Origin of the sequence: Nocardia sp. NPDC060220 (assembly GCF_042727815.1) — a bacterium.
Taxonomy (GTDB): domain Bacteria; phylum Actinomycetota; class Actinomycetes; order Mycobacteriales; family Mycobacteriaceae; genus Nocardia.
Window position 1 is genome coordinate 1 of record NZ_JBHWZY010001312.1, and the last position, 1260, is coordinate 1260.

The 1260-nt window shown below is 67.5% G+C and carries 2 protein-coding genes; both read left to right on the forward strand.

Annotated elements, in window-relative coordinates; all coding sequences use genetic code 11:
- Positions 1–176 precede the first annotated feature (176 nt).
- On the forward strand, positions 177–1091 hold the full coding sequence (gene prpB / locus ACFWF3_RS36330; protein ID WP_379318719.1) for a methylisocitrate lyase: 915 nt from the start codon (positions 177–179) through the stop codon (positions 1089–1091).
- 4 nt (positions 1092–1095) lie between these two features.
- A partial coding sequence (locus ACFWF3_RS36335) for a citrate/2-methylcitrate synthase (protein WP_379318721.1) occupies positions 1096–1260 on the forward strand: 165 nt, incomplete at its 3' end.

Here is a 1260-nt window from a genome sequence, read left to right on the forward strand (position 1 = left end):
GTCGAGAAGTTCCGCGTCCTCGCCGACGGTGTCGTGGCGCCCGCCGAGCAGGACCGTTTCCTCGATGTTGCCCAGCGCACACCGGAACTCGGCGCGGGGGAACTCGATCAGCTGAGCTTCACCGTCGACCCCGCGCTGTTCGACCAGCTGCCCGCCGCACGGGAAGGACTGTTCTGATGACTGTTTCCGGACTGCTCGCCGCGCACACCACTGCCGCGCACAAGCGCGCGAGTTTCCGCGCCGGGCTGGCCTCAGGTCGCTTGCAACGACTGCCAGGAGCGGTGAACCCGCTGGTGGCCACACTGATCCAGGAGATCGGATTCGACGGCGTCTACGTCTCGGGCGCGGTGATCTCGGCCGAGCTGGCACTGCCCGATATCGGCCTGACCACGCTCACCGAGGTTGTCGAGCGTGGCCGCCAGATCGCCCGCGCCACCGATCTGCCCGTCCTCATCGACGCCGACACCGGCTTCGGTGAACCGATGAACGCCGCCCGCACCGTGACCCTCCTGGAGGACGCGGGCCTGGCAGGCTGCCATCTGGAGGACCAGGTCAACCCGAAACGCTGCGGACATCTCGACGGCAAGGCGGTCGTCGACACCGCCGAGATGGTGCGCCGCATCCGGGCCGCCGTGGCGGTGCGCCGCGATCCGGACTTCGTGATCTGTGCCCGCACCGACGCGCGCGCGATCGAGGGTCTCGACGCGGCGATCGAGCGGGCACGAGCCTACGTCGACGCGGGCGCGGACCTGATCTTCACCGAGGCGCTGGCCGAGGAGGCCGAGTTCGCGAAGTTCCGTGCCGCCGTGGCTGTCCCGCTGCTGGCGAACATGACCGAATTCGGTAAGACGCCGCTGCTGAGCGCGCGGACACTGACCGATCTCGGCTACAACGCGGTGATCTATCCGGTCACCACGCTGCGCCTGGCGATGGGCGCGATCGAAGACGGCCTGCGCGAGATAGCGACGGCTGGAACACAATCGGCGCTGCTGGACCGGATGCAGCATCGGTCTCGGCTCTACGAACTGCTCGGCTACCGGCACTACAACGCATTCGACTCCGGCATCTTCGACTTCACAGTGGGTGAGTGACGCCATGACCAGTGGACACACAACACAGCCCGTCATCGCCAAGGGCTTGGCCGGGGTGGTGGTCGACACGACGAGCATTTCCAAGGTCGTCGCCGAGACCAACTCGCTGACCTACCGTGGCTACCCGGTCCAGGACCTGGCCGCGCGCTGCGGTTTCGAGGAGGTCGCC

Coding starts and splice junctions, on each gene's coding strand:
- prpB (WP_379318719.1), top strand. CDS start 177: ATGACTGTTTCCGGACTGCTCGCCGCGCACACCACTGCCGCGCACAAG.